The following is a 25767-nucleotide window of genomic DNA, read 5'->3' on the forward strand; positions in this document are numbered from 1 at the left end:
GCGAATCCGTCCGGTCGGCACACCGTCAGGGGTGTGCCCTCGCTGCGAGGACTCGCTCATGCGACATCCCCCACGTCTGACCGCGCTGCTCTCCGGAGTGGCGCTCACGATGGCGAGCAGCGCGTTCGCCCTCATGGGTACGGCCGCTGGAGCCGCGGCCGCACCCGACTGCACGGTGGAGTACTCGGTCTCGAACCAGTGGGCCGGGGGCTTCCAGGGTGCCGTCACCGTCTCCAACGGCGGTGCCGCCCTGAACGGCTGGAACCTCCGCTTCTCCTTCCCGGCCGGCCAGGTCGTCGGTCAGGGCTGGGGCGGCAAGTGGTCCCGGTCCGGGACGGACGTCACGGTCGTGAACGAGAGCTGGAACGCCGTGCTCGGCACCGGCGCGAAGGTGACGGCCGGCTTCATCGCCTCGTGGACGGGGAGCAACCCGGCCCCCACCGCGTTCACGCTCGACGGCACGCCCTGCACCACGGACGGACCCACCCCGACCCCGGCACCGACCGACCCCACCACTCCTCCGACCGACCCGCCCACCACTCCCCCGACGACTCCCACCACCCCTCCGACCAGCCCCCCGCCCACGCCGGTGTCCGGCGCGCCCGAACTCGGTGTCGTCGGCGACAAGTTCGTCGACCAGAACGGCGCGGTCCGCCGCCTGCTCGGCGTCAACCGCTCCGGCGGCGAGTTCATGTGCGTCCAGGGCCACGGCATCTGGGACGGTCCCGTCGACGACGCCTCGATCAGGGCGATCGCCGGCTGGAAGGCCAACACGGTCCGCATCCCCCTGAACGAGGAGTGCTGGCTCGGCCTGGACAACATCAAGCCCGAGTACCGCGGCGCGCACTACACGGACGCCGTGAAGGACCTGGTGACCAGGGTCCTCGCCCACGGCATGACCCCGGTCCTCGAACTGCACTGGACGTACGGCGAGTACACCGGCAACTCCGCCGGCTGCTCCGACGTCCACGCCTCCTGCCAGAAGCCGATGCCGAACGCGCGGTACACCCCGGCGTTCTGGACCTCGGTCGCGAACACCTTCAAGAACGACGAGCGGGTCGTCTTCGACCTGTTCAACGAGCCCTACCCGGACCGGGCGACCTCCACCGCGGCACAGGCCTGGTCCTGCTGGCGCGACGGCGGCACCTGCCCCGGCATCGGTTACGAGGTCGCCGGCATGCAGGACCTCCTGGACGCCGTCCGGGCCACGGGGGCGAAGAACCTCGTCCTCGTCCCCGGCATCGCGTACTCCAACGACCTGAGCCAGTGGCTCGCGCACCGCCCCACGGACCCGGCGGAGAATCTGGCCGCCGCCTGGCACGTCTACAACTTCAACACCTGCTCCACCGAGACGTGCTGGAACGACACCCTCGCCCCGGTAGCCGCCCAGGTACCTCTGCTGGCGGGCGAGATCGGTGAGAACACCTGCGGACACGCGTTCATCGACCGCGTCATGAAGTGGTTCGACGACCGCGGCCTCTCGTACCTGGGCTGGACCTGGAACACCTGGAACTGCGCCTCGGGTCCCGCGCTGATCAGTTCGTACGACGGCACCCCCACCGCATTCGGCATCGGGCTGCGCGACCGCCTGCGCGCCCTCACCCCGTGAAGTCCCACGAAAGTCACCTGAAAGGAACCCCCACCCGCATGAGCCGCACCCGTCGCACCAGTCGCACCGCCCTCCTGGCGGCCCTCGGCCTCGTCACGGCCACAGGCGCCACCGCCACCGTCTTCGGCACCGCCACCGCCGGCGCCGCCGCCCCCGGCTGCAAGGTCGTCTACCAGGTCACCAACCAGTGGAGCACCGGCTTCGGGACCAACGTGACCGTCACCAACACCGGTGACCCGGTCTCCGCCTGGACCCTCGAATGGTCCTACGCCGGCAACCAGCAGGTCACCCAGGGCTGGAACGCCACCATCACCCAGTCCGGCGCCGCCGTCACCGCGAAGAACCTCTCCTACAACGGGACCCTGGGCACCGGCGGTTCCACCTCCTTCGGCTTCAACGGCTCGTACAGCGGCACCAACGCCGTGCCCGCGACCTTCAAGCTCAACGGCGTCGTCTGCAACGGGGCCACCGAGCCGACGGAGCCCCCGACCACCCCGCCGACCACGCCGCCGACGACCCCGCCGCCGGGCACCAAGGCCGACAACCCGTACGCCGGCGCCAAGGTGTACGTGAACCCCGAGTGGGCCGCCAAGGCCGCCGCCGAGCCGGGCGGCACCAGGATCTCCGGCCAGCCCACCGGTGTCTGGCTGGACCGCATCGCCGCCATCAACGGCTCCGCCACCTCCATGGGGCTGCGCGCCCACCTCGACGAGGCCCTGAAGCAGAAGGGCAGCGGAGAGCTCGTCGTCCAGCTGGTCGTCTACAACCTGCCCGGCCGCGACTGCGCCGCGCTCGCATCGAACGGAGAGCTCGGCCCGACCGAGATCGGCCGCTACAAGACCGAGTACATCGACCCGATCGCCGCGATCGTCGGCGACCCCAAGTACGCGGGTCTGCGCATCGTCACCACGGTCGAGATCGACTCGCTGCCGAACCTGGTCACCAACGTCTCGGGGCGTCCGACGGCCACCCCCAACTGTGACGTCATGAAGGCCAACGGCAACTACATCACCGGCGTCGGCTACGCGCTGAAGAAGCTGGGCTCGATCGGCAACGTCTACAACTACGTGGACGCGGGTCACCACGGCTGGCTGGGCTGGGACGACAACTTCGGCGCGTCCGCCGAGCTGTTCAAGCAGGCCGCCACGGCCGAGGGCTCCACGGTGTCCAACGTCCACGGCTTCATCGTCAACACCGCCAACTACAGCGCCCTGAAGGAGGACCACTTCAAGATCGAGGACTCCGTCAACGGCACTTCGGTGCGCCAGTCGAAGTGGGTCGACTGGAACCGGTACACCGACGAGCTGTCCTACGCCCAGGCCATGCGGACCAAGCTGGTCTCGCTCGGTTTCGACAGCAACCTCGGCATGCTGATCGACACCTCCCGCAACGGTTGGGGCGGCGCCCAGCGGCCCACCGGTCCGGGCGCGCTGACCAACGTCGACACGTACGTCAACGGAGGCAAGTACGACCGGCGCATCCACCTCGGCAACTGGTGCAACCAGGCCGGCGCGGGCCTCGGCGAACGGCCCAAGGCGGCCCCTGCCGCGGGCATCGACGCGTACGTCTGGATGAAGCCCCCGGGCGAGTCCGACGGCGCCTCCAAGGAGATCCCGAACAACGAGGGCAAGGGCTTCGACCGGATGTGCGACCCGACGTACACGGGCAACGCCCGTAACGGGAACAGCATGTCGGGCGCGCTGCCGGACGCGCCGATCTCGGGCCAGTGGTTCTCGGCCCAGTTCCAGGAGCTCATGAAGAACGCCCACCCGGCCCTGTAGCGGACCGGCGCACACGAGCGCACGCGGTGCCGCATCCGTCCGGGGGGACGGGTGCGGCACCGTCGCGCGCGCCGGGGAACCGTCATTGGTCGGACATGTGGCAGTGCTCCCGCGTGGTTGACGCGCGTCGACCGAGCGTCCACTCTGCCCGTGGCAGGTGCACATCAACCGACTGACGGAGGCCCGCACGATGGCCCGCACGATGCACGGACACGTTCTCGGTTCCCTTCTCCCGAGGTTCCTCCTCGCCTTCGCCTTGATGGTCACCGGTCTGGCGGGCGTCGTCGCCACGGCCGGGACCGCCCGGGCGGACGGCTGCTACACCTGGTCGCGCACCCTGTCCCAGGGAGCCTCCGGCGCCGATGTGACCCAACTGCAGATCCGGGTGGCCGGCTACCCCGGCAGCGGGGGCGTGCTCGCGATCGACGGGTCCTACGGGCCCGCCACCGTCGCCGCCGTCAAGCGTTTCCAGACGGCGTACGGCCTCGGCTCCGACGGAGTCGCCGGACCCGCGACCTTCGCCAAGATCTACGACCTCCAGGACGACGACTGCACCCCGATCCACTTCTCCTACGCCGAACTGAACAACTGCAACAGCACCTGGGCCGGGGGCGCGGTGAGCGCGGCCACCGCCAAGTCCAACGCCCTGCGCACCATGTGGAAGCTGGAGGCGCTCCGCCACGCCCTCGGCGACGCGTCGATCCGGGTCACCAGCGGCTTCCGCAGCCACGCCTGCAACGACGCGGTCGGCGGCGCCTCGTCGAGCCGTCACCTCTACGGTGACGCGGCCGACCTCGGCGCCGGCCCGCACTCGCTGTGCCGGCTCGCCCAGCAGGCCCGCAACCACGGCTTCAACGGCATCCTCGGCCCCGGCTACGCGGGCCACGACGACCACACCCACCTCGACCACCGGGGCAGCCGCTTCTGGTCCGCCCCCAGCTGCGGCATCTGACCCGCCCCACTGACCCCGAACACGCCGGGGCCCGCCCGGGAAGCCGAACCGGCCACGCTTCCCGGGCGGGCCCCGGTGCGCACGCCCACGCTGAGCCCCTCCCCCCAGGCCGGGCCGGCCGGCCCCGCGGGCCCGCGCAGGTCCGGCGCACGACCGCACTCGGCCCGCCCGGGAAGCCGAACCGACCGGACTTCCCGGACAGGCCCGGCACCCCACGCTCGACCCTTCCGGCAGGCCGAGCAGGCGGTGCCTCCCTGGAGGGCCCCGGCGCACGCCCCAGCCAGCACCGGCGGGAAGGCGAGCCAGTCGGCCTTCCCCGACAGACCCGGCGCGGCCGCCCGCACTCCGCCCCTCCGCTCAGGCCGCGCCGGAGGCGGCGGGCCCCCCTGGCCCCGGGCTCAGCAGGACTCCCGTGCCACCAGCTCCGTCGGCAGGACGTGGCGGCCGGCTCCTTCCGGCGCGCCCGCGATCTCCTGGAGCAGCATCCGCGCCATCGTGCGGCCCATCTCCTCGATGGGCTGCCGCACGCTCGTCAGCGGCGGGTCCATGAGCCGCGCCACCGCCGAGTCGTCGACGCCGACCAGGGCCACGTCCTCGGGCACCCGGCGCCCCGCCTCCCGCAGCGCCCCGCGCGCGCCCGCGGCCATCACGTCGGACGCGGCGAAGACGGCGTCCAGGTCCGGCCTGCGGTCGAGGAGCGTCCGCATGGCCCGCCGGCCACCCTCCTCGGTGAAGTCCCCGGTCGACACCAGCGCCTCGTCGGGCCCGATCCCGGCCTCCGCGAGCCCCGCCCGGTAGCCGCCGAGCCGGGCGCGTGCCACGTACATGTCGAGCGGCCCGGTGACGGTCGCGATCCTGCTCCGGCCGCGTCCCACGAGGTGCGCGACGGCCGCGCGCCCGGCCCCGATGTTGTCGGAGTCGACGTACGGCACGGGCTCGGCCTCCGCGCGGCGTCCGTTCATGACGACGGGGAGGCCCAGTTCCCTGATCCGGTCGGGCAGCGGGTCGTCGCCGTGGACGGAGGCGAGCAGGACGCCGTCGACGCGCTGGGCCGCGAGGTACTGCTCGAAGCGCTGTCGCTCCTGCTCGCTGCGGACCAGCGTGAGCAGCAACTGCTTGTCGGCTTCGGCGAGTTCGACACTGACGCCGCGGATGAGGTCCAGGAAGTAGGGCTCGGCGAAGAGCCGCGCCTCGGCCTCGGGGATGACGAGCGCGATCGCGTCGGTGCGGCTGCCGGCGAGGGCGCGGGCGGCCTGGTTGGGTACGTAGCCGAGTTCGGCGACGGCTCGGGCGACGGCCGTACGGGTCTGTTCGCTCACCCGGGGGGAGCCGTTGATGACCCGGGAGACCGTGCCCCGGCCGACCCCTGCCCTGGCGGCCACCTGCTCCAGGGTGGGTCTGCCGCTCTGCCGTCCGCTCACAACTCCCGAACTCCCCTCGTAGGACAACGCGCAGCTCACCACACGCCCGCCAAGAACGAAAGCAGCGATGGGAGCGCTCCCACCGTAGTCCACTCCCACGCCCCCGCGCCACGCGCGTGCGTTCAGGAGATGACGCGAACATCACGCCCCTGAGCCGCGAAACCCCCGGAAAACCTTCCGGTAACGAATCCGCGTTCATGTCTTGACACCCGTACCCGCCAGGCAGCAACCTTCCGGCAACGACGTGGGAGCGCTCCCATCCGGGACGCGTACAGCCTTGCATCAGGTCCTGGCGGACACCGCCGAGCCGCGATCATTCGGCCGGACCTCTTGGCGCACAACGAGCACCACCTTGGACGAGGAGAGTGGAATGCGCACTTCCAGCAGCAGACGCGGACGCCGGGCGGCGATCGCGGCGGTCGCCGTCGTCGTGACCGGCACGACCCTGCTCACCGGTTGCGGCAGCGACGAGGACAACGGCAAGGGCGGCACCGGCGCCAAGGCCGGCGAGAAGATCACGCTGCGGGTCGGGACCTTCGGTTCCTTCGGCTACGACAACAAGACCGGCGCCAAGCTCTACGCCGAGTACGAGCGGCTCCACCCGAACATCAAGATCGAGGAGTCGAACGTCTCCGACGGTCAGAAGTACTGGGACACCCTGAAGCTGCGCCTCTCCCAGAACAGCGGCCTCGCGGACATCCAGGCGGTCGAGGTCGGCTACATCGCCGAGGCGACCGGACCGGCCATGGCGAACAAGTGGGTCGACCTGGGCAAGGAGGGCGGCGCCAAGCCCGAGGACTTCCTGGACTGGAAGGTCAAGCAGGCGACGACCGCCGACGGCAAGCTCATCGGCCTCGGCACCGACATCGGCCCCATGGCCATCTGCTACAACAAGGACCTCTTCGCCAAGGCCAAGCTGCCCACGGAGCGCGACGCCGTCGGCAAGCTGTGGTCCGGCGACTGGGCCAAGTTCATCGCGACCGGCGAGAAGTACAAGGCGGCCGCGCCCGCCGGCACCGCCTTCCACGACTCCGCGAGCGGCCTCTTCAACGCGGTCGTCTCCAGCGACCCCGTGCAGTACGCCAACACCAGCGGCGAGCTCGACTGGGAGAACAGCCCCGGGGTGAAGAAGGCCTGGGAGACCGCCGTCAAGGCGGCCCAGGGCGGACTCACCGCCAAGCTGCGCCAGTTCGACGAGAAGGGCACCTGGAACGCCGCCTTCAAGAACGGCAAGTTCGCCACCGTCGCCTGCCCCAGCTGGATGACCGGCATCATCAAGGACCAGGCGGGCCCGGCCAACCAGGGCAAGTGGGACATCGCCGCACCGCCGGTGGCCGGCAACTGGGGAGGCGCCTTCCTGTCCGTGCCGAAGTCCGGCAAGCACACCAAGGAGGCCGCCGCGCTGGCCGCGTGGCTGACGGCGCCGGAGCAGCACGCCAAGGTGTTCGCGGTGAACGGCAACATCCCCTCCTCCAAGGACACGCTCACCTCGTCCACCGTCCAGGAGGCCAAGCTGCCGTACTTCGGTGACACCCCCGTCGGCAAGATCTTCTCCAGCGCGGCCGCCGGGATCACGCCCGCGTCCATCAGCCGCTACGACGGCCAGGTGAAGACCTTCCTCACCGACAACGGCATCCTCGACATCGAGCAGCGCGGCACCGACCCGGCCAAGGCCTGGGAGAACGTCAAGAAGCTGGTCGACGACAAGATCGACCAGTAGCGGGGGGCGTCTGCCGGTCCGCCGCCGCCCGTGAGCGGCGGCGGACCGGCACCGTCCGCGCCACCGCACGCATCGACCTGGAAGGACGCCCCCGTGGCCACCTCCGTTCGGGCGAGGCCCGACGGCTCCCCGCCGCCCGCCGTACCGCCCTCCTCCCCCGGCCCGCGCGGCCGCCACTCCGCCCGGAGCGGCTGGCGGAGCACGCTCTACCGCTGGGACCTCAAGGCGATCCCGTACGTCTTCATCGCCCCCTTCTTCCTCACCTTCGCCGCCTTCGGGCTCTTCCCGCTCATCTACACCGGCTGGCTCTCGCTCAACCGGGTCGAGCTCGGCGGTGACCCGACGTGGAAGGGCCTGGAGAACTACACCGACCTCGCGACCAGCGAGTTCTTCTGGAACGCGCTCTTCAACACCTTCACCATCGGGGTGCTGTCGACCGTTCCGCAGCTGCTCATGGCCCTCGGTCTCGCGCATCTGCTCAACTACAAGCTCCGCGGCCGGGGCTTCTTCCGGGTCGCGATCCTCGCCCCGTACGCCACCTCGATCGCGGCGGCGACCCTGGTCTTCGCCCAGCTGTTCAACACCGACTACGGGATGATCAACGGCGTCCTCGGCTGGGTCGGGTTCGACCCGGTGAACTGGGAGTCGTCCAAGTGGCCGGCGCAGATCGCGATCTCCGTGATCGTCACCTGGCGCTGGACCGGCTACAACGCGCTGATCTACCTGGCCGCCATGCAGGCCGTGCCGCAGGACCTGTACGAGGCGGCGTCGCTCGACGGGGCCTCGCGCTGGCGCCAGTTCGTCAGCGTCACGATCCCCTCCATCCGGCCGACCATCCTCTTCACGATCGTCGTCTCCACGATCGGCGCCACCCAGCTCTTCGGTGAGCCGATGCTCTTCGGCGGCAGCGTGGGCATCAGCGGCGGCAGCGGCAACCAGTTCCAGACGCTGAGCCTGCTGATGTACGAGAAGGGGTGGATCACCGGCGCGCTGGGCCAGGCCTCGGCCATCGCCTGGGTCATGCTGCTGCTCCTGCTGTTCGTCGGCGGCGTCCAGGCGCTCGTCTCCCGCCACAACCGCAAGAAGCTGGGGGGCTGACCTCATGGCCCGCACACTCGACACGACGCCGCAGACCGAGACCGAGGCCCCGAAGGCGGCCCGGCCGGGAAGCCGGTTCCGGCAGTCCGCCGGACGCCAGCACCACGCGGGACCGCTCACCTACGTCCTGCTCGCCGTGGCCGCGTTCGTCTCGCTCTTCCCGCTGTACTGGAACGTGGTCGCCGCCTCGCACACCGGCGAGCGGGTCGTCGAGGCCCCGGCCCCGCTGCTGCCCGGCTCCCGCCTCATGGACAACCTCAGCTTCGCCTGGAACCAGGTCGACATGGGCGAGGCGCTGATCAACACCACGGTCGTGGCGAGCCTGGTGGCGCTGTCCACCGTCATGTTCTCCACGCTCGCCGGGTTCGCCTTCGCCAAGCTGCCCTTCCGGGGCCGGGGCATGATGCTCTCCCTGGTGGTCGCCACCATGACGATCCCGCCGCAGCTCAGTGTCATCCCGCTGTACCGGATCATCACCGACCTCGGCTGGTTCGACCAGCTCCAGTCGGTCGTCCTGCCCTCCCTCGTGGCCGCCTTCGGCGTGTTCTTCATGCGCCAGTTCCTGGTGGAGGCACTGCCGATGGAGCTGGTGGAGGCGGCCCGGATGGACGGGGCGCACAGCCTCCGGATCATCTGGCACGTGGTCTTCCCGGTGGCCAGGCCCGCCATGGCCGTGCTCGGCATGCTGGTCTTCGTCCAGGCGTGGAACGACTTCTTCTGGCCCTTCATCGCCCTCACCCCCGACGGCAGCCCCACCCTGCAGGTGGCGCTCGCCGGTCTCGGCGCGGGCAACCACTCGGTGGACCACGCCATCGTGCTGACCGGCGCCCTGATATCCACCGTGCCGCTGCTGCTCGTCTTCGCCTTCCTCGGCAAGCACATCGTGGGCGGCATCACGGCCGGCGCCGTCAAGAGCTGACCGACGTCACCTCTCCGCACCGCACGCATCTCACGTACCGCACGTCCTCACCCCGTACCCCGCGTTGGGAGCTCTCTCCTATGACCGCGTCCGAAACCCGGCCGCTCACCGCCACCCGCTCGTTCCCGTCCGACTTCCTCTGGGGCGCGGCCACCGCCGCGTACCAGATCGAGGGAGCCGCGGCGGAGGACGGCCGTACCCCGTCCATCTGGGACACCTTCTCGCACACCCCCGGCAAGGTCTTCGAGGGCCACACCGGCGATGTCGCGGTGGACCACTACCACCGGTTCCGCGAGGACGTCGGCATCATGTCCGAACTCGGTCTGAACGCCTACCGGTTCTCCGTCTCCTGGTCCCGGGTGCAGCCCACCGGCCGGGGGCCCGCCGTCCAGAAGGGTCTGGACTTCTACCGGGCGCTCGTCGACGAGCTGCTCGCCGCCGGGATCGAGCCGGCGCTCACCCTCTACCACTGGGACCTGCCGCAGGAGCTGGAGGACGCGGGCGGCTGGCCCGAGCGCGCGACCGCCGAGCGGTTCGCCGAGTACGCGGGGATCGTCGCCGACGCCCTCGGCGACCGCGTGAGCCGCTGGACCACGCTCAACGAACCCTGGTGCAGCGCCTTCCTCGGGTACGGCTCCGGGGTGCACGCCCCGGGCCGCACCGACCCGGTGGCGTCCCTGCGCGCCGCCCACCACCTCAACCTCGGGCACGGTCTCGCGGTCCAGGCGCTGCGGTCGGCGCTGCCCGCGGACCGGCTGCTCTCGGTGTCGCTCAACCTGCACGAGGTGCGGCCGTTGACCGCTTCCGCCGAGGACCGGGACGCCGCCCGCCGGATCGACGCAGTCGGCAACCGGGTCTGGCTGGGCCCGATGCTGGAGGGCGCCTACCCCGAGGACCTGATCCGCGACACGGCGCGGCTGACCGACTGGTCCTTCGTCGAGGACGGGGACACGGCGGCGATCCACCAGCCGCTGGACCTGCTGGCGATCAACTACTACGCGCCGACGATCGTCTCGCAGGTGGCGGAGGGTGCCGAGAAGCCGCAGGACGACGGTCACGGCAACAGCGAGTTCTCGCCGTGGCCGGGCGCCGACGAGGTCGCCTTCCACCGTGGGCCGGGCGAGCCGACCGCGATGGGCTGGGCGGTCGACCCGGACGCCCTGTACGACCTGCTGAAGCGGGTGTCGGACGCGTACCCCCAGCTCCCCCTGGTGATCAGCGAGAACGGGGCGGCGTACGAGGACGTGGTGTCGCCGGACGGTTCGGTGCACGACCCGCAGCGGGCGGCGTACGTGCACGCCCATCTGGAGGCGGTGCACCGGGCGATGGGCGACGGGGTGGACGTGCGGGGCTACTTCCTGTGGTCGCTGCTCGACAACTTCGAGTGGGGCTACGGCTATTCGAAGCGGTTCGGCGCGGTCCGGGTGGACTACGACACCCTGGAGCGGACCCCGAAGTCGAGCGCCCGCTGGTACGCGCGGGTGGCGCGCACGGGTGAGCTGCACGCTCCCTGATCCCGCGACCACGGGAAGCGGGGAGAAGGCCGTGCCGGGTTCCCCGGCACGGCCTTCCCTCATGGGGTGGGCGTCGGTCAGATGTCGATGACGCGGTAGCCGATGACGTAGGCGCCGCCGGAGCCCTCGACGGTGCGCCACTGGGTCTCGGCGCCGAACTCGCTGCCGGTGACGAGCGTGGCACCGAGCTTGTCGTCCGGGCTGGTCGAGTCGTAGTCCCAGACGGTCATCGTGCGGGCCTGCTCCTTGCCGAGGATGAGGGCCGCGCTGCCGTTGCCGTCGGCCATGGAGCGGACGTAACCGGTGCCCATGGTCTGGTACTTGAGGCCGTTGCCGGGCCAGACCTTGACGGCGTTGCCGTTGGCGTCGGTGATCTTGAGGTACGCCTCGTCGTGGTCGCCCTCGCTGTTCTTCTGGCAGTGCAGTTCGAGCAGCTCGATCTTCACGTAGTCGATCGGCTCGGCCTGGGCGGTGCCGGCGAAGACGCCGACGCTGCCGAGTCCGAGGAGGGCGGTGGCGGCCGTTCGGACGAGTCGGTTCTTGCGCATGTGGTCCCCCCACACATCGGGTCACTCGCGTGACGGTGGTTCCGGCCCGCCTCTTCTCGGCGGGGCCGGTGTGCCGTTCCCCTCGGCACGTCCCCTACTGTGCCCCTCCGCCCCGCCCGGTTCTACGCGCGTTCCGCTGGACGGAACAACGCCGCTCGGCCGGTGGGCTCAGAGCACGGGGGCGGCCGCCGGGACCCTGGTCCGCGGCCCGCCCCGGGCGAGGGCGCGGCCGATCGCGGCGCCCGCCTCGGCGACCCCCCGGGCGAGCGGGTCGAGCGGCCGGCCGGCCGGGACCATGCCGGCGAGGGCCGCGACGGTACGCCCGTCCGGGGTGCGGACCGGCAGCGAGGCGCAGCACACCCCGTCCATCACGTCCTCGCGGTCGAGGATCGCGCCGCCGCGGAGCGGGCCCCGCAGGGCCTTGCCGGCGGCGGTGTCGAGCCGGAACGCGAGGCCGTCCCGCACCGGGAACAGCGGTTCCAGGTCTCCCGGCACCGAGCTGATCGTGAGGGCCATGTCCTCGCGGAGCACGGCGAGGACCACGCTCGCGCCGGTGGCGGCCCGGAGCCGCTGGATCGGAACCCGGGCGGCGGGCCGCAGTCCGGGGTGCGGCTCCCAGGCCTGACCGAGGCGGTACAGCTGGGGCCCGACCCGGTAGCGGTTGCCCTTCCGTTCGACGGCGCCGAGCGTGACCAGTTGGTCGAGCAGCCGGTGGACGCTGCCCTTGGGCACCCCGCAGACGAGCGCGAGTTCGGTCACCCCGGCCTCGTCGCCGCTCCGGCGCAGGGCGTCGAGCAGGGCGAACGCCCCTTCGAGCACACTCCGGCCGCGTACCTTCACGGTGTCGTGGCCCTCGCCGGCCGGTCCGCGTGCCTCACCGGTGTCCATGAGTCCCCCCCCGATCCCCGCGCCCGGCCGTGGACCCCCGATGGTTCGGCTCCGGGCTCCCTCCCACCATGCCGCAGTCCGGGGGATTCCCGCCAAGGGCTCGGGGCGCCCGTCGTGTCGCCGCCGGCAGGCCCGTAGGGTGTCCGGTCATGAGAGACGCTCAACCGCCCGCCTCCCGGAACCGTCGGCGCACGGTCGTCGGCCTGGTCGTCGTGGCCACCGCCGTGGCGGGGCTCGCGACCGCGTTCGTCGTCGCCGCCCCGCCCTCGCGGTCCGCGCCCCGGCCGGCGCCGGAGGTCACGGCGACGAAGGCCCCGACGTCGCGGGCCACGGCGACGAGCCCCTGGATGCGCGCGCCGGGTGCGCCGCCGACGGTGATCGCCCACCGGGGCGCCTCCGCGGCCGCCCCCGAGAACACCCTGGTCTCCGACGAGGTGGCCCGGCGGGGCGGCGCCGTCTGGATCGAGAACGACGTCCAGCCCAGCAAGGACGGCGTGCCGTACATCCTCCACGACACGACCGTCGACCGGACGACGGACGGCACGGGCCCGGTCCGCTCCCTGACGTCCGCCCAGCTGGACGCCCTGGACGCCGGTTCCTGGTTCGCCCCCGCCTACGCCGGGACCCGCGTCCCGACCCTCGCGGCCCAGCTGGCGGACCTCCGGGTGCGCGGCGGGAAACTGCTCCTGGAGATCAAGGGCCGTCACAGTCACGCCGAGGTGGCCCGGATCGTCCAGGACGTCCGGGACCAGGGCATGACGGACCGGGTCTTCGTCCAGAGCTTCGACATCACGTCCCTGAGGCACGTCCGCGACCTGGCGCCCGAGCTGCCGGTCGGCCTGCTGCGGAGCACGCTCGACGCGGACCCGGTCGCCCTGGCCGGGGAGCTGGACCTCGCCGCGTACAACGTCTCGGACACCGCGCTGTCCACCCGCCCGGGGCTGGTGGCCGAGCTGCACGCGGCGGGGGTGGCCGTCAACGTGTGGACGGTGGACCGGGCGGACCGCTGGAAGGCCCTGGACGATCTGGGGGTGGACGGCATCATCACCAACCGCCCGACCGAGCTGGGCGGCTGGTGGGCCGGGCGTACTCCCTGAGGACGCCGGCTTCGAACTCGCCGCCAAGAACCCCGGCCGACGCCACCGTCTGCAAGGGCGACGCCGGAGCCCCCGCGCTCGGCCCCGGCCCGGGTCCCTACGGCGTGACCTTGATGTCGTCGACGAAGGCCCTGACCATGATCGCGTGGGTGAAGACGACGGTGCCGGGCTTGATGAGGCCGCCCTCGCCGCCGCTTCCCTTCACCTGGACGGTGCGTTCGCCCAGGAAGGTGAGGGTCTTGCTGTCGAAGATCCATTCGGTGCGGACGCCGCTGGTCTCGTCGAGCCGCGCGACCGCGACGCCCTCGCGACCGGCGGCGTCGGTGGCGCTGTCCACCAGGACGACACCGGGGATCTTGGCGGCGGCCCGGTAGAGCGCGGCCGTCAGCTGCGGGGACGGCCAGCTCTCGACGAGCAGGTCTCCGATGGTGGTGAAGGCCTGCTGGTCCTTGCCGTTGCCCTGCCCCTCGGTCTCCTCGTAGATCTTCCGCAGCAGCGCGTCGGGGTCGGTGGGGAGGGTGGCCAGGTAGTCGTGCGTGGGCGCGCCGAGGTGCGGCTTCGGGGTGTTGCCGGTCTCGTCGGGGCCGGCCAGGGTGATGCCGCCGGGCTCGGTCGTGCCGGGTTCGACCAGCCAGCCTTCGAGGCCGTCGGGGGACCGCCAGGTCTGCCGGGTGTGCAGGGGCACGCTCACGAGGCTGCTCACGCCGTTCACCGTCCTCACGTGCGTGTTCGCGGCCCGCGTCTCGATGTAGAGGTACTGCCCGGCGCGGCCCTTCGGGGCGTCCGCCCCGGCCGCGGCCAGCGAGATCCGGTCGAGGAGGCGGGGTGCGCCGTGGGCGTCGACGGTGCCGATCGAGGTGGTCAGGGCGGGTCCGGCGGCGAGGTCGCCGGGGCCCTGGGCTCCGCCGGGGGTGAGGAGGAGGACGCCGACGGCGAGGGCGCCGGCGAGCGCGGTCGCGGCCGGCAGGAGGATCGCCTTCCGCAGGAACGGGTTGCGCGGGGCGGCGGCGCGGCGGTCGTCGTGGATCTGGCTCATCAGGCGCTCCTTGTGGAACTGGTGGCGGCCCGGAGGAAGGTCGTGTTCCTCGGTCGCCGGGAGGTCTCCGCTCTCGTGCCGGTTCGCCGTACGAGGCTGGGTCGGGTCGAGGCTCATCGGATTCCTTCCTGCGCGGGCCGGACCGCGTTCACGCGATCACCTGTTGTCTGTCGGGGGCGGGGGGCGGGTTCCCGTTTCTCCAGGGCGGGTTCCCGTTTCTCCCGGAGAACGGGGTCGCGCTCCTCCCGGGCGGGAGCGGCCGCCTCAAGGGCGAGTTCGGCCTCCGCGCCGGTGCGGAGCCTGGCTCGGGCGCGGGAGAGCCGGGAGCGGACGGTGCCGACGGGGACGCGCAGCGCCTGGGCCACCTCGGTGTAGGCGAGGCCCTCCCAGAGGCAGAGCACCAGGACTTCGCGTTCGGTGCGGCGGAGCGTGCCGAGCGCCCGGAGGGTGGCGGCGATGCGGCGTCGGTCGTCGATCCGGCCGGCGACCTCGGAGGCGTGGTCGGGTACCGGGGCCGCGGCCGGCCCCGCCTCGGCGTACGCGGCGGCGGCCGCCCGGTACCGGCGGTTGCCCCGGCAGTGGTTGCGGGCGACGTTGGTGGCGACGCCGAGCAGCCAGGGGCGGAGCGAACCCCCCTCGGGGTCCACCTTGCGCCGTAGCCTCCAGGCCTCCAGGAAGGTGGCCGCCATCACGTCCTCGGCGACCGACCAGTCGCCGGTCAGCCGGAAGGCGTGGTTGTAGACGCTCCGGGCGTAGGAGTCGAAGAGTCCGGCGAAGGCCGAGGGGTCTCCGTCCCGTATGCGTGCGCGCGTGTCTGTGTTCACGTCTCTGGTCTGTCCGGGCCCCGGGACGGGTTCCCGTGACCCCGGTCACACCGGGCTGCCAGCTCTTCGAGGAGTGCGGGGTTGACCACGCGCAGGATCGTGGCGATGTGCTCGGGGTCGGCCGCCGCCCACAGCACCTCCCGGGCCGCCCGGTACTTGAGGGCGAGCCGCTCGCGCCGGTCGGGCGGCAGGGCGTCGGCCCGGTCCGTGCGGCTGTTGTGCGCGTTGTCGGCGATCTTCACGAGGGTGGCGTCGGGGTCCCGCGTGATGCGGCGGATCTTCTCCTCGTAGGGCGTGCCGGGGGTGTTGGTGACGGCTTCGACGAGGGCGACGACCCGGTCGGGGATTCCGGCGGCGCGGAGTCCGTCCGCCGTCCACGGGGTGTCCTCGATGACGTCGTGGAGCAGCCCGGCCATGGTCAGGTGCGGTCCGAACGGCTCCAGGCCCGCGGCGACCGCGCGGACGTGCCGGACGTACGGGACGCCCGCCTTGTCGGTCTGTCCGGCGTGGGCCCGGTCGGCGAGCGCGTCCACCTCGTCGAGAGTCTTCATCGCCCCATCATCGCGGGGAGGGAGGCGGCCGGTCGCCCGCTCCCCCGCCGCGCGGGTGTTCGGTCAGGTCAGCAGCCGGTTGGGGTGGGTGGAGCGGCGGGCCGCCGCGAGGAGGGCGTGGATTCGGGGCCCGGCCTGGTCGATGTCGGTGACCGGGGTGGGGAAGGGCAGCCGGACGTCCTGGTGTCCGGTGGGGTGTTCGAGCCGCAGGGTGATGCCGTAGCGGTCCAGGGCGACGGGGAGGGCGCGGACCATGTCCCGGTGGGGGCGCGGGCGGACGAGGCGGAGGAGGAGCGGCACGAGTTCGCCGTGGCCGTCGACGAGGTGGGTCAGCATGGACGCCTCGCAGGCGGCCATCGGGTCGATGTCGGTCGCGTGGAGTTCGTCGAGGGTGAGGTACGTCCGGCCCTCGGCGTCCTCCAGGAGGGCCTGGCCGAACTCCACGCAGATGTCGGCGCTCGCCTCCGGCTCGTAGGGCGCCGCCAGAAGGCCCGTCAGGGTGACGCGGGCGCGGAGCCGTTCGCGTACGGGGGTGGGGGCGATGTCGGTGAACTCCAGGCGTACGGGGATCCGCGCGGCCTGTCCGGCGTGGCTCTGCTCGGACGGGTCGTGGAGGTGGATGTGCCCCATCGGCCCGGTCCCGTCGAGGAGGTGGACCTCCTGGTGGACTCCGTCGGTGACGACGGTCATCGAGTGGGCGGCCGCGAGGATCGATCGCACGCGCTCGGCGGGGGTGGGCCGCGCGGCGCGGGGGCTGAAGGGTCGCATCCGAGTTCTCCCGGGGCAGGTGACGAGACGGCTACTAAGGTAAGCCTAAGCTAACTTAATGTCTCGGGGTGCGGGAGCGCCTGCGCGGCCTCCCGAGAACGGCGACGGAGGCGCCATGTGATGATCTTCTCTTCATCGAGCGGATCCCCTCAGGGATCCCGGGGGAGAGAACATGGCATACACGGACGCCAACGGCGTCGATCTGTCCGGCGTCACCGGCAGGCTCATCCAGACGGTCGACCTGGTGAAGAGCCCGGCCCCGCAGGCGATCGCCACCGACACCGTCAACGGGCACGTCTTCGTGCTCCAGGTGGAGAGCTCGGCCACGGCGCCGCAGGGCAACATGTACCTGAACCGCATCGACCGCAGGACCGGCAAGGTCACCGGCTCGATGCAGCTGAAGGGCTTCGGGCACGGGCTCTCGATGGGCGCCGAGCCCGTCGGCGCAGACACGTACCTCTGGACCGAGGTCGGCCCGCTGCACGTCACCTCGGACGGCACGACCTTCGGCAAGGCCGTCACCCGTTTCCGCTTCGTCGACGGCTCGGTCGTCGACGGAGCCGCGATACCGGTGGAGCGGAAGTTCACGCCGCCCGGCAGCACGTCGGGCGTCGGCCCGTCGCTCGACCCGGTGAACAACCTGCTGTGCGTCATGTACCACAAGGACGGAAAGCGGCACTTCACCCGGTACGACCCCGCCGCGGCCGCCGCCGGCTCGTGGACCCCCGTGGGCACCACCTTCGTGATGCCGGCCGGTGAGGACGTCACCCCCGCCGTGCCGTCGCCCCACCCGCTGAGGAAGACCCTCGTCTCGCAGGGTTTCACCGCGCTCGGGGACGTCCTCTACTCGTACCAGTGGGCGCCGTACGACAAGGAGAACAACCCGACGGTCCCCAGTGAGTTCCCCGGGATCGCCTTCCTCACCTCGTACTCGTGGACCACCGGGACCCGCCTCGACCGGCAGGTCGTCACCAACGCCGACGGTCTCACCCGGCGCGAGCCCGAGGGCGTCGCCGTCGAGGTCGACCCGGCGACCGCCGAGACCCGGCTGCTGTTCGGCTTCAGCAACACCGTCCCCGGCACCACCGGTTCGCGTGACGTCACGATCGGCTGGTACCCGACGAAGCCCGCGGTGGACGGGGTCAAGGTGCTCGCGGAGTGGGAGGACCTGGCCCTCGAAGCCGGTGTCTCCCCCGGCGCCCAGCCCCCGCGCGGACGGCTGATCGCCCTCGCCGGCACCACCTACCTCCAGCTGCGGGGCACCGTCACCTGCTCCCCCGGCCTCACCGCCGACAGCAGGATCGGGACGCTGCCGCACCGGCTGCGCCCGACCCACCTCACCCGGCAGAACGTGCCCCGCAACAACAACACCGGCCGCTACGTGTGCCGGGTCGAGGCGGACGTCCACGGCGCCCTCTGGGCGTACGGCGCCACCAGCGACAACGCCATCACCTGGATCGACCTCGACGGCGTCACCGTCGCCTGGCGGTGAGCCGCCGCCGCGCCGCCGCGACCGCGCTCCGCACCGGCCGCCCCGGACCCGCCGCATCCGTCCCCACGCCCGCCCGCCCCACCGATCCGGAGGATCGAGCATGACCCAGCACACCACCAGCCGCCGCTCCCTGCTCACCGCGGCGCTCGCCGCCCCCGCCGTCGCCGTCGGCGCCCCGCTGCTCACGGCCACCCCGGCCGCCGCCGTCGACCCCGTGGACGGCTGCCAGACCGTCGTCGACTGGACGGCGATCACCGTGGACCCGGCCGTCACGAACGTGACCGGCGCCCCGGCCGAGGCCCGGGTGATACGTCTTGCGGGGACGGAGTTCCTCCAGCTGCGCGGCACGGTCACCTGCGACTTCAGCGCCGACGGCAGGCTCGGCACGCTGCCCGCCACCATCCGTCCGCCCAAGCTGACCCGCGGTGTCTGCCCGCGCAACAACAGCCAGGGCATCAACGCGATCCGCATCGAGGCCAACACGGCGGGCGCCGTCAACGTCTACGGCCCGCAGGCGACGAACAAGGTGACCTGGATCCAGCTCGACAACTTCTCCTCCGTCCTGCGCTGACCCCGCGCCGCGACCCGTGGTCGCGGCGGACACGCGCGTGTGACCGCGGCGGGGCCCTTCTCGGGCCCTGCCCGGTCACGGCCCGTCAGGGCGCGTCGCCGGCCCAGTCGAACCGGCCGGGGTCGCCCGGACGCGGGTCGTAGAGCGACCGGCCGTCGGCGCCGTAGCGGCCGAGCTCCGTCTCCAGGGCGACACCGTCGGCCACGGCCTCCGGCGGCCGGCCGGTGACGTCGAGGAGCAGCCCGTCGAGCGGCCCGCCGACCAGCTCGGCGTAGACACGGCCGGGCCGGGGGCCCGGCCGCGGGTCGTCGTGCTCCTGGCCGTAGACCCGGCCTCTCAACAGCTCCTCGTCCCTGTCCATACGGCCAGCGTCCCAGCCACCACTGACAACGCCGTACGGGCGCCCACCGCCCGTCCGCCGCACGCCCCACCACACGGATCGCCGCAGGTCGACGAGAAGAAGGTCACAGTCGTACGCCCTCCTGCTCCTTTGTCGATCTCCCCTAGCATCCGAGCATGACGGTCCTGCCTGACGACGGGCTCCCCCTGGCGTCCGAATTCCCCGACGCGCCACACGAGCAGTGGCAACACCTCGTGGCAGGTGTCCTGCGCAAGTCCGGCAAGGAGGTCTCCGGCGACGCCGCCGAGGACGCCCTGTCCACACTCCTCGAGGACGGCCTCGACACCCGGCCCCTCTACACCGCGCGCGACACCGCCCCCGACGCCGGACTCCCCGGCTTCGCGCCCTTCGTGCGCGGCGGACGCGCCGAGGGCAACACGCCCGGCGGCTGGGACGTACGCCAGCGCCATCTCGCGGCCGACGGCGACGCCGTCCTCGCCGACCTGGAGAACGGCGTCACGTCCCTGTGGCTGGGCGTCGGCGGCACGGGCATCCCGGTCGCCTCCCTGGCCACGGTCCTCGACGGCGTCTACCTCGACCTCGCACCCGTCGTCCTCGACGCCGGCGACGAGACGGAGGCGGCCGCCGAGCGGCTCTTCGGGCTGTACGAGGAGCGGGGCGTCGCGACGGACGCCGTCCGGGGCAACCTGGGCGCGGACCCGCTGGGCCACGAGGCCCGCACCGGCCGCCCGGCGTACGACCTCGCGTCCGTCGCCGGTCTCGCGCGCCGCTGCGCCGACCGGTACCCGGGACTCCGGGCCCTGACGGTGGACGCGCTGCCGTACCACGAGGCGGGCGGCTCGGCCGCGCAGGAGCTGGGCTGCTCGCTCGCGACGGGCGTGGCCTATCTGCGCGGTCTGACCGGCGCCGGACTGGGCGTCGCCGAGGCGTGCGCCCAGCTGGAGTTCCGTTACGCGGCGACCGCCGACCAGTTCCTGACGATCGCCAAGCTCCGTGCGGCGCGCCGACTGTGGGCCCGGGTGGCCGAGGTCTGCGGTGCCCGGGAGGCGGGCGCGCAGCGCCAGCACGCGGTGACCTCGCCGGTGATGATGACCCGCCGCGACCCGTGGGTGAACATGCTGCGGACCACGGTGGCGACGCTCGCCGCGGGAGTGGGCGGCGCCGACAGCGTCACCGTGCTGCCCTTCGACGAGGCGCTCGGCCTGCCGGACGCGTTCGCCCGGCGTATCGCCCGCAACACCTCCACCGTCCTCATCGAGGAGTCGCACCTGTCGCGGGTGATCGACCCGGCGGGCGGTTCCTGGTACGTGGAGCGGCTGACCGACGAGCTGGCCCACGCGGCCTGGGAGTTCTTCCAGGACATCGAGCGGGCGGGCGGGCAGCAGGCCGCGCTGCGGTCAGGGACCGTCGGCGAACGCCTCGCCGAGACCTGGTCGGCGCGCAGCGCGAAGCTCGCCACCCGCCGTGAACCGATCACCGGAGTCAGCGAGTTCCCGAACCTCGGGGAGAAGCCCGTCGACCGCGCTCCCGCCCCCGAGCCGCCGGCCGGCGGTCTCCCCCGGGTCCGGCGCGACGAGGCCTTCGAGGCGCTGCGCGCCCGTTCCGACGCGCACCTCGCGGCGACCGGCGCACGCCCCCGTGTCTATCTGGCCGCGCTCGGACCGGCGGCCGCGCACTCGGCCCGTCTCGCCTTCGCCGACAACCTGTTCCGGACCGGTGGCATCGAGCCGGTCACCGACGGCGGCTTCGAGGAGAGCGGGGCCCAGGAGGTCTGTCTGTGCTCCAGTGACGCGGTGTACGAGGAGCAGGCCGAGGCCACGGCCCGGAGCCTGCGGGCGGCGGGTGCGCGGCATGTGTTCCTCGCCGGCCGCCCCGGGCCGTACCCCGGCGTCGACACGTACGCCTTCGCCGGTTGCGACGCCGTCGCCCTGCTCTCCACCACCCTCGACCGCATGGGAGTGTCCTGATGTCCATCCCCGACTTCTCCGGGATCGAGCTCGGGACGCCGACCGCCGACGGCGACCCCGAGGCCTGGCGCACGGCGGTCGAGAAGGCGACGGGCGGTGACGACCCGCTCTGGGAGACCCCGGAGGGCATCGGCGTCAAGCCGCTCTACACCGGGCAGGACCTGGAGGGCCTGGACTTCCTGGGCACGTACCCCGGCATCGCCCCGTACCTGCGCGGCCCGTACCCGACGATGTACGTCAACCAGCCGTGGACGATCCGGCAGTACGCGGGCTTCTCCACGGCCGAGGAGTCCAACGCCTTCTACCGGCGCAACCTCGCCGCGGGCCAGAAGGGCCTGTCGGTCGCCTTCGACCTGCCCACCCACCGCGGCTACGACAGCGACCACCCCCGCGTCACCGGTGACGTCGGCATGGCGGGTGTCGCCATCGACTCGATCTACGACATGCGGCAGCTGTTCGACGGCATCCCGCTGGACCGGATGACGGTGTCGATGACGATGAACGGCGCCGTGCTCCCGGTGCTCGCGCTGTACATCGTGGCGGCCGAGGAGCAGGGCGTACCGCCGGAGAAGCTGGCCGGGACCATCCAGAACGACATCCTCAAGGAGTTCATGGTCCGCAACACCTACATCTATCCGCCGGGGCCCTCGATGCGGATCATCTCCGACATCTTCGCCTACACCTCGCAGCGGATGCCGCGCTACAACTCCATCTCCATCTCCGGCTACCACATCCAGGAGGCGGGTGCGACGGCCGATCTGGAGCTGGCGTACACGCTCGCCGACGGCGTGGAGTACATCCGCGCGGGCCGGGAGGCCGGGCTCGACGTCGACGCGTTCGCGCCGCGCCTGTCGTTCTTCTGGGCGATCGGCATGAACTTCTTCATGGAGATCGCGAAGCTGCGCGCCGCCCGGCTCCTCTGGGCCAAGCTGGTCAAGCAGTTCGACCCGCGGAACGCCAAGTCCCTCTCCCTGCGCACCCATTCACAGACGTCGGGCTGGTCGCTCACCGCGCAGGACGTGTTCAACAACGTCACCCGCACCTGTGTCGAGGCGATGGCGGCCACCCAGGGCCACACCCAGTCGCTGCACACCAACGCCCTCGACGAGGCGCTCGCCCTGCCCACCGACTTCTCCGCCCGCATCGCCCGCAACACCCAGCTCCTCATCCAGCAGGAGTCGGGCACCTGCCGGACCATCGACCCCTGGGGCGGCAGCGCGTACGTCGAGAAGCTCACCCACGACCTCGCCCGCCGTGCCTGGAAGCACATCCAGGAGGTCGAACAGGCCGGCGGCATGGCGAAGGCGATCGACGCCGGCATCCCCAAGCTGCGCGTCGAGGAAGCCGCCGCCCGCACCCAGGCCCGGATCGACTCCGGCCGGCAGCCGGTGATCGGCGTCAACAAGTACCGGGTCGCGACCGACGAGCGGATCGACGTCCGCTCGGTCGACAACTCCTCCGTACGGGCCCAGCAGATCGCCAAGCTGAAGCGACTGCGCGAGGAGCGCGACGAGCGGGCCTGCCAGGACGCGCTCGCCGCGCTCACCCGGGCGGCCGGCGGCGACGGCAACCTCCTGGAACTCGCCGTGGACGCGGCCCGCGCGATGGCGACGGTCGGGGAGATCTCCGACGCCCTGGAGAAGGTGTACGGCCGGCACGCCGGGCAGATCCGTACGATCTCCGGTGTGTACCGCAACGAAGCCGGCGAGTCCCCGTCCGTGGAGCGCACCCGGGCCCTGGTCGACGCCTTCGGCGAGGCCGAGGGGCGCCGGCCCCGCATCCTCGTCGCCAAGATGGGCCAGGACGGCCACGACCGCGGCCAGAAGGTGATCGCGACCGCCTTCGCCGACCTGGGCTTCGACGTCGACGTCGGCCCGCTGTTCCAGACCCCCGCCGAGGTCGCCCGCCAGGCCGTAGAGGCGGACGTGCACATCGTCGGGGTCTCGTCGCTCGCCGCCGGGCACCTCACACTCGTCCCCGCGCTGCGGGAGGCACTGGCCGCCGAGGGCCGCGAGGACATCATGATCGTGGTCGGCGGGGTGATTCCTCCGCAGGACGTGGCGACGCTCCTGGAGATGGGCGCGGCGGCCGTGTTCCCGCCGGGGACGGTGATCCCCGACGCGGCCCACGACCTGGTGACGCGCCTGTCGGCCGACCTCGGGCACGAGCGGTGATCGATCTCGACACGTACGTACGGGGTGTACGCGAGGGGAAGCGGGCGCTCGTGGCCCGCGCGATCACCCTCGTCGAGTCGACCCGTCCCCAGCACCGGGCGCTCGCCCAGGAGCTCCTGACGGAACTCCTCCCGCACAGCGGGAACGCCGTGCGGATCGGGATCAGCGGTGTGCCCGGTGTCGGCAAGTCGACGTTCATCGACGCGTTCGGGACGATGCTGACGGGACTCGGCCACCGGGTCGCGGTGCTTGCCGTCGACCCGTCGTCGAACCGTACGGGCGGCTCCATCCTCGGTGACAAGACCCGGATGGAGCGCCTCGCCGTCGACCCCGCCGCGTTCGTCCGCCCCTCCCCCACCGCCGGCACGCTCGGCGGCGTCGCGAAGGCGACCCGGGAGTCGATCGTCGTCATGGAGGCCGCGGGTTACGACGTGGTGCTCGTCGAGACGGTGGGCGTCGGCCAGTCCGAGACCGCCGTCGCCGACATGGTCGACTCCTTCCTGCTGCTCACCCTCGCCCGCACCGGCGACCAGCTCCAGGGCATCAAGAAGGGCGTCCTCGAACTCGCCGACGTGGTCGCCGTCAACAAGGCCGACGGCCCGCACGAGCGCGACGCCCGCGCCGCGGCCCGCGAACTCGCGGGCGCGCTACGCCTCATGCACGGCGCCGAGGCCTTCTGGACGCCCCCGGTCCTCAGCTGCAGCGCCCGGGAGTCGGCCGGTCTCGACGAGGTCTGGGAGCGCCTGCGGCAGCACCGGGCCCTGCTCGACTCGACCGGCCGCCTCACGGCCAAGCGCCACGACCAGCAGGTCGACTGGACCTGGGCCATGGTCCGCGACGAACTCCTGCGCCGCCTCCACACCGACCCGGCGGTCCGGGACCTGGCCCCCGCGCTGGAACGGCGGGTCCGCGCCGGGGAGCTGACGGCGACCCTGGCCGCCGAGCGCATCCTGCACGCCTTCGGCGAGCCGGGCGCCTGACGACTCCTCTCCCGGGGGCCTCCTTCGCGGGAGGCCCCCTTCTTCGCGCGCTCCCGCATACCCACTTTTTTGTGCGTACTGGTCGGGGGCGCCCTCCCGGGCGAAGCTGGGAGCGGCCCGGAGGAAGGGAGCGGGACAGGGCCTCAGGAAGCGGTGAGAACGGTCGTGAGCCTGTCCAGGCGCCGGTATCCCCAGGCGGACAGCGGGGCCAGGGCCTCGGAGAGTTCGAGACCGAAGCCGGTCAGCGAGTAGACGGTCTTCGGCGGCAGGACGTCGTACACCTCGCGGTGCACGAGGCCGTCGTCCTCCATCTCGCGCAGCGCCTGGGTCAGCACCTTCTCGCTGATCTCGGGGAGCTTCCGGCGCAGTTCGCCGGGGCGGTGCGGGCCGGACTCGAGCAGCCACAGCAACGCCGTCTTCCATTTGCCCTCGATGACCACGATCGCGGCGGTCACTCCGCACACGTCGGTGTCCTGGGCCCGGGCGCGACTCATCCGCGTCCCTCTCCTTCTCCTCCGGCTTTTCCTTCTTCCGTACGTCTACAAGGGAGTTCACCCGTGTCTTCTTCCGCCATGCCTTCTCCTGTCACGTCCTCGTCCCCCGGGCGGCGTGCCGTCACCGTGCTGGGTCTCGGGCCGATGGGCCGGGCACTCGCCGCCGCGTTCCTGGAGGCGGGTGTGCGGACCACCGTGTGGAACCGCACGCCCGGCCGGGACGGGGAACTCGTCGCCGGGGGCGCCGTCCCGGCCGCGAGCGCGGAGGAGGCGGTCGCGGCGAGTCCGCTGACCGTGGTCTGCCTGGTCAACTACGACGCCACCGACTCCGTGCTGCGGCAGGACGCCGTGACGCGTGCGCTCAAGGGGCGGACCGTGGTGAACCTGAGCGCCGACACCCCCGAGCGCGCCAGGGACACCGCGAGCTGGGCCGGTGAGCACGGCATCGGCTATCTCGACGGCGCCATCATGACCCCGACGCCGACGATCGGGAAGCCCGAAGGGGTGTTCCTCCACAGCGGCCCCGAGGCCCTCTACGCCGAGCACCGCGCGGTGCTCGACGCCCTCGGCGGGACCCACACCCACCTCGGGGAGGACATCAGCCGGGCGGCCGCCTATGACATCGCGCTGCTCGACATCTTCTGGACGTCGATGACGGGCTATGTGCACGCCCTCGCGGTGGCGCGGGCCGAGGGCGTCACCCCCCGCGAGCTGGCCCCCTTCGCCCAGGGCATCGCCGCGATCCTGCCGCCGCTGTTCCAGGAGTGGGCGGAGGACGTGGAGGACGGCGGGTACTCCGGCGAGGGCAACCCGCTGACCTCGGCGGTGTCGACGATGACGCATGTCGTCCACGCCTCGGAGTCGCACGGCATCGACGCGGGCGTGATGCGGGCCGCCGAGGGCCTGGCGCGCCGCACGGTGGCCCTCGGCCACGGCGCGGAGGGCTTCACCCGGGTCGCCGAGGTCCTCGGCCGCCGCTGATGCGCCGCCCCGCCGGGTGCG

At 72.3% G+C, this 25767-nt stretch carries 23 protein-coding genes; 14 read left to right on the top strand and 9 right to left on the bottom strand.

The window, feature by feature from the left end:
• Positions 1-58: 58 nt before the first annotated feature.
• The 3 genes from ACFWV2_RS07095 to ACFWV2_RS07105 all read left to right on the top strand — a co-directional run bounded on the left by ACFWV2_RS07095 (position 59) and on the right by ACFWV2_RS07105 (position 4342).
• Positions 59-1609: a cellulase family glycosylhydrolase gene (locus ACFWV2_RS07095; protein ID WP_384402892.1), complete on the top strand. Its 1551-nt coding sequence runs from the start codon at positions 59-61 to the stop codon at positions 1607-1609.
• A gap of 38 nt (positions 1610-1647) precedes the next feature.
• On the top strand, positions 1648-3390 hold the full coding sequence (locus ACFWV2_RS07100) for a glycoside hydrolase family 6 protein (RefSeq protein WP_384402895.1): 1743 nt from the start codon (positions 1648-1650) through the stop codon (positions 3388-3390).
• 259 nt (positions 3391-3649) lie between these two features.
• Complete coding sequence (locus ACFWV2_RS07105) at positions 3650-4342, top strand: D-Ala-D-Ala carboxypeptidase family metallohydrolase (protein ID WP_384403271.1); 693 nt, start codon at positions 3650-3652, stop codon at positions 4340-4342.
• Between the two features lie 398 nt (positions 4343-4740).
• Here ACFWV2_RS07105 and ACFWV2_RS07110 read toward each other — a convergent pair whose 3' ends face one another.
• Positions 4741-5763: a LacI family DNA-binding transcriptional regulator gene (locus tag ACFWV2_RS07110; protein WP_384402898.1), complete on the bottom strand. Its 1023-nt coding sequence runs from the start codon at positions 5761-5763 to the stop codon at positions 4741-4743.
• Positions 5764-6133: 370 nt separating this feature from the next.
• Between ACFWV2_RS07110 and ACFWV2_RS07115 the strand changes: the two genes are divergently transcribed.
• The 4 genes from ACFWV2_RS07115 (at position 6134) to ACFWV2_RS07130 (ending at position 11014) form a co-directional block, all read left to right on the top strand.
• Positions 6134-7483, top strand: a complete 1350-nt coding sequence (locus ACFWV2_RS07115; RefSeq protein ID WP_384402901.1) for an ABC transporter substrate-binding protein — start codon at positions 6134-6136, stop codon at positions 7481-7483.
• 93 nt (positions 7484-7576) lie between these two features.
• Positions 7577-8581, top strand: coding sequence for a sugar ABC transporter permease (locus ACFWV2_RS07120; RefSeq protein ID WP_360787414.1), 1005 nt, complete (start codon positions 7577-7579; stop codon positions 8579-8581).
• Between the two features lie 4 nt (positions 8582-8585).
• Positions 8586-9500 carry a carbohydrate ABC transporter permease gene (locus ACFWV2_RS07125; protein ID WP_384402904.1) on the top strand — a complete coding sequence of 305 codons (915 nt, stop codon included), beginning with the start codon at positions 8586-8588 and terminating at the stop codon, positions 9498-9500.
• An 80-nt stretch (positions 9501-9580) separates the two neighbouring features.
• Positions 9581-11014, top strand: coding sequence for a GH1 family beta-glucosidase (locus ACFWV2_RS07130; protein ID WP_384402907.1), 1434 nt, complete (start codon positions 9581-9583; stop codon positions 11012-11014).
• 77 nt (positions 11015-11091) lie between these two features.
• Here the strand turns inward: ACFWV2_RS07130 and ACFWV2_RS07135 are convergent, their stop codons facing one another.
• Together ACFWV2_RS07135 and ACFWV2_RS07140 are read right to left on the bottom strand one after the other, a co-directional pair.
• Positions 11092-11562, bottom strand: coding sequence for a hypothetical protein (locus ACFWV2_RS07135; protein WP_384402910.1), 471 nt, complete (start codon positions 11560-11562; stop codon positions 11092-11094).
• A gap of 168 nt (positions 11563-11730) precedes the next feature.
• Entirely contained in the window at positions 11731-12450 is a 720-nt protein-coding gene (locus ACFWV2_RS07140) for an IclR family transcriptional regulator (protein WP_384402913.1), read from the bottom strand.
• 149 nt (positions 12451-12599) lie between these two features.
• On the opposite strand from ACFWV2_RS07140, the gene ACFWV2_RS07145 reads away from it, so the two are divergent.
• Positions 12600-13547 (top strand): glycerophosphodiester phosphodiesterase family protein, encoded by a 948-nt coding sequence (locus ACFWV2_RS07145; RefSeq protein WP_384402916.1) that lies wholly within the window; start codon positions 12600-12602, stop codon positions 13545-13547.
• Between the two features lie 97 nt (positions 13548-13644).
• Here ACFWV2_RS07145 and ACFWV2_RS07150 read toward each other — a convergent pair whose 3' ends face one another.
• The 4 genes from ACFWV2_RS07150 to ACFWV2_RS07165 form a co-directional block, all read right to left on the bottom strand.
• The gene (locus ACFWV2_RS07150; RefSeq protein ID WP_384402919.1) at positions 13645-14700 is read right to left on the bottom strand and encodes a CU044_5270 family protein; all 1056 of its coding nucleotides are present in this window, start codon (positions 14698-14700) and stop codon (positions 13645-13647) included.
• Complete coding sequence (locus tag ACFWV2_RS07155) at positions 14697-15407, bottom strand: RNA polymerase sigma factor (RefSeq protein WP_384402922.1); 711 nt, start codon at positions 15405-15407, stop codon at positions 14697-14699. Before ACFWV2_RS07155 ends, ACFWV2_RS07150 begins: the two co-directional genes overlap by 4 nt.
• A complete protein-coding gene (locus tag ACFWV2_RS07160; RefSeq protein ID WP_384402925.1) occupies positions 15404-15958 on the bottom strand; it encodes an HD domain-containing protein in 555 nt (184 codons plus the stop codon). The genes ACFWV2_RS07155 and ACFWV2_RS07160 overlap by 4 nt, the downstream gene beginning before the upstream one ends.
• A 63-nt stretch (positions 15959-16021) precedes the next feature.
• On the bottom strand, positions 16022-16726 hold the full coding sequence (locus ACFWV2_RS07165) for a DUF2470 domain-containing protein (protein ID WP_384402928.1): 705 nt from the start codon (positions 16724-16726) through the stop codon (positions 16022-16024).
• Positions 16727-16898: 172 nt separating this feature from the next.
• On the opposite strand from ACFWV2_RS07165, the gene ACFWV2_RS07170 reads away from it, so the two are divergent.
• Together ACFWV2_RS07170 and ACFWV2_RS07175 are read left to right on the top strand one after the other, a co-directional pair.
• A complete protein-coding gene (locus tag ACFWV2_RS07170; protein WP_384402931.1) occupies positions 16899-18218 on the top strand; it encodes a hypothetical protein in 1320 nt (439 codons plus the stop codon).
• Positions 18219-18318: 100 nt separating this feature from the next.
• Entirely contained in the window at positions 18319-18789 is a 471-nt protein-coding gene (locus tag ACFWV2_RS07175) for a hypothetical protein (RefSeq protein WP_384402934.1), read from the top strand.
• 85 nt (positions 18790-18874) lie between these two features.
• Here the strand turns inward: ACFWV2_RS07175 and ACFWV2_RS07180 are convergent, their stop codons facing one another.
• A complete protein-coding gene (locus ACFWV2_RS07180) occupies positions 18875-19150 on the bottom strand; it encodes a hypothetical protein (RefSeq protein WP_384402937.1) in 276 nt (91 codons plus the stop codon).
• 155 nt (positions 19151-19305) lie between these two features.
• Here ACFWV2_RS07180 and ACFWV2_RS07185 point away from each other — a divergent pair, with 155 nt between their 5' ends.
• Genes ACFWV2_RS07185 through meaB form a run of 3 tightly spaced genes read left to right on the top strand, consistent with a single transcriptional unit; the run spans position 19306 to position 24271 of the window.
• A complete protein-coding gene (locus ACFWV2_RS07185) occupies positions 19306-21117 on the top strand; it encodes a methylmalonyl-CoA mutase family protein (RefSeq protein WP_384402940.1) in 1812 nt (603 codons plus the stop codon).
• Positions 21117-23291: a methylmalonyl-CoA mutase gene (gene scpA, locus ACFWV2_RS07190; protein ID WP_384402942.1), complete on the top strand. Its 2175-nt coding sequence runs from the start codon at positions 21117-21119 to the stop codon at positions 23289-23291. The genes ACFWV2_RS07185 and scpA overlap by 1 nt, the downstream gene beginning before the upstream one ends.
• On the top strand, positions 23288-24271 hold the full coding sequence (gene meaB, locus ACFWV2_RS07195) for a methylmalonyl Co-A mutase-associated GTPase MeaB (RefSeq protein WP_384402945.1): 984 nt from the start codon (positions 23288-23290) through the stop codon (positions 24269-24271). The genes scpA and meaB overlap by 4 nt, the downstream gene beginning before the upstream one ends.
• 143 nt (positions 24272-24414) lie before the next feature.
• On the opposite strand, the gene ACFWV2_RS07200 is transcribed toward meaB, so the two are convergent.
• On the bottom strand, positions 24415-24765 hold the full coding sequence (locus ACFWV2_RS07200; RefSeq protein WP_384402948.1) for a winged helix-turn-helix transcriptional regulator: 351 nt from the start codon (positions 24763-24765) through the stop codon (positions 24415-24417).
• 78 nt (positions 24766-24843) lie between these two features.
• Here ACFWV2_RS07200 and ACFWV2_RS07205 point away from each other — a divergent pair, with 78 nt between their 5' ends.
• Positions 24844-25746, top strand: a complete 903-nt coding sequence (locus tag ACFWV2_RS07205) for an NAD(P)-dependent oxidoreductase (protein ID WP_384402951.1) — start codon at positions 24844-24846, stop codon at positions 25744-25746.
• Positions 25747-25767 lie beyond the last annotated feature (21 nt).

Origin of the sequence: Streptomyces sp. NPDC058671, from assembly GCF_042716475.1 — a bacterium.
GTDB lineage: Bacteria > Actinomycetota > Actinomycetes > Streptomycetales > Streptomycetaceae > Streptomyces.